Raw genomic sequence first — 2,297 nt, 5'->3', positions numbered from 1 at the left:
TTTGTGATTTTTTAATAACTATTATTAATAAAATTGACTTGATAAAAATGGTAACAAAAAACCATAATTGTTTATTTGTTTTATGAAAAGCTGCTTTGTAAAAACCAACGCTTCCAAATGTAAAAAGAACGTTTTTTGCAGATATTTATTGAATATGCATTTGCTTTTGATTGGATTGTTAAAGCTACCGAGCGTTTTGATTTGTTTGGTAGGTTTGATAGCCATGAAAGCGTTTATAGGCTCTCTCATTCAAATGAGTGATTAAAGATCATACGCATCGTTTACGTTTCTTTTGATAAGTTTTTATATTTCTAATAGAGCGCTTGCAATATGATACGTTTTGTATATATGCATTCATTACTCCATTGTGGATGATTCATTTTAATCAATAAAAAACGCTATTTGAAAGCCGCGTCATATCACTTGGCACGGCTTTTTTTTATTTTACTCTCTCTTTTATGATATGTTTATAGCAATGCATTTTATATGCGTTTATAACCATAAAGAATGCACGCCCCATGCGTGTTTTTATTCTGTTTTATCAGTTATATTGACAACATTATCCCTTTCATAAACCTCACAATTTTTTGGAACCAACCTTACTTTGCTTTTTTTATTGATTTTTGCATTGCCATAAGCACGCCCCCAGATCGTTGCACAATATGAGATTTTAGCATTGCCATAAACAGAGCCATAAATCTCACAAGAGCCACTCACACAAGCATTCCCATAAACCTTGCCATAAATTTTTGCACGACCATTAATAACAGCATAATTATAAATTTTTGCATGGCTATAAATACAAGCCAAGCCAGAAACCTTGGCATGACCATAAACGCGTGCATAACTAAAAACCGTAGCATCATAAGAAACATGCGCATGATCATAAATATGAGCATCAGCAAGAATGCGGGCACTACCATTCACATGAGCATACCCATAAATATTGCCATAAACATGAGCATTGCCATAGACAAAAGCATGGTCATAAACTTTAGCATATTGAGAGATAAAAGCTTTTCCATAGACCTCAGCATTGCCATAAACTTGACCACAGACTTGAGAAAAATGGCGTATTTTTGCATTTTCATACACTCTTGCATGACCATAGACACAAGCCTCATCATAGACCCAGCAATTACCATCATGGGATAGGTTAACTTTCTTTTCAATAAAGCCGCCTAAGGACCCCGCCTTTACATCATCAAAATCTTTTAAAGCTTTAATGCGATAAAGGCTTATAATATTTCGAGTAAGAGCATGTTTGATTTTTTTGATTTCACTGGTTAATTCGTATTTTTTGCACATAGAGATACCCTCACAATTTAATGTGATAAACGTTTGCTAAAATTTGGAATGGAAAATTTAAAAGAGGGGCACCCCCGCCGCGCCCGCGCGTCTTTACGCTGCTTTATTTTCAACAATCTTTACAACGGTATCGTTTTCATAAATTTCACAATCTTCAGGAATTCCATATGCATAATAAAAGTTTTGTTTGACATATGAATAATCATTTCTTTTTAATCTTGCATTGCCATGTACCAAACCTCTAATGGTGTGATAACCAGTCACTTTTGCATTCCCATAAACAGAACCATAGACCTTAACATACCCACCCACGCTAGCATTGCCATAAACCTTGCCATAAATTTTTGAAGAGCTACTTACAACAGCATAATCATAAACCTCAGCCTTGCTATAAATGCGTGCACTTCCTGTTAATTTTGCATTCCCATAAACCCTTGCATATTGATAAACCCACACCTTATCAGAAAGATGCGCATTATCATAAACATGAGCTCCAAAATACACGCGGGTTTTATCATATACATGCGCATTGCCATAAACAAAACCACCAATGACAGCGTTGCCATATACCCTTGCATTTTCATAAACACGACCAGATTTTACAACACAAGCATTATCATAAACCCAGCAATTGCCATCATGAGAAAGGTTATCTTCCTTTTCAATAAAGCCGCCTAAATCACCAGCTTTAACATCAGCAAAGTCTTTTAAAGCACGAATGCGGTATAAAGTAATCCCTTTAACGTGACTTTCATTTATAAGCTCATATTTTTTAGATACATTTTTAGTGGTCATAGGTAGCTCCCTAATCTAATATTCAAACAAATTTTTAAATGAAATGGTTATAAGGAGGCGCCCCCGCCGCGCCCGCGCCGTTATTTACGCAGCATCACTTTCATATTCGCTGTTATCATCATCGTCATAATACCCTTCAAAATCAGCATAATACTCATGACGATAATAATCATCTTCGCTACCAAACTCAGGAT

2 protein-coding genes are annotated in these 2,297 nt (G+C 35.4%); both read right to left on the bottom strand.

What is annotated here, in order from left to right:
* Nucleotides 1–528: 528 nt before the first annotated feature.
* Nucleotides 529–1,308, bottom strand: a complete 780-nt coding sequence (locus tag ACFIKG_RS08955; RefSeq protein WP_375652166.1) for a hypothetical protein — start codon at nucleotides 1,306–1,308, stop codon at nucleotides 529–531.
* Between the two features lie 93 nt (nucleotides 1,309–1,401).
* The gene (locus ACFIKG_RS08950; RefSeq protein WP_375627133.1) at nucleotides 1,402–2,103 is read right to left on the bottom strand and encodes a hypothetical protein; all 702 of its coding nucleotides are present in this window, start codon (nucleotides 2,101–2,103) and stop codon (nucleotides 1,402–1,404) included.
* Nucleotides 2,104–2,297 lie beyond the last annotated feature (194 nt).

Origin of the sequence: Bartonella sp. LB28NMGDW (assembly GCF_042194435.1) — a bacterium.
Classification (GTDB): Bacteria; Pseudomonadota; Alphaproteobacteria; order Rhizobiales; family Rhizobiaceae; genus Bartonella; species Bartonella grahamii.
Note: the sequence above shows the minus strand (reverse complement) of the source record. Positions and strands in the feature narration are given on the sequence as shown.